At 41.8% G+C, this 237-nt stretch carries 1 protein-coding gene; it reads left to right on the top strand.

The window, feature by feature from the left end:
• Window positions 1–237, top strand: a 237-nt coding sequence (locus SB775_RS33675) for a hypothetical protein (protein ID WP_410865650.1), incomplete at both ends; no start/stop codon positions are given.

Raw genomic sequence — 237 nt, 5'->3', positions numbered from 1 at the left:
ATATAAGCGAGACCTTTTCGAATGAACAAAGTATCACTCTGTCCTACCAAGAAATGCTGGGTCAGGTCGAGAAGCAAATACAGGAACTAAGCGAAGTGAAACAGCGTCTGGAGCATATGCTGTCGATTCAAAACAGCCTTCACTTTAATAAAACAACCATCCAAGATCGGCCAATTCGGTATTTAAAACAGATCCCGCATCATCTTCTAAAGGGTGAAACAGAGCTGGACTTTAAAC

This window comes from Peribacillus sp. SIMBA_075 (assembly GCF_046534585.1).
Note: the sequence above shows the minus strand (reverse complement) of the source record. Positions and strands in the feature narration are given on the sequence as shown.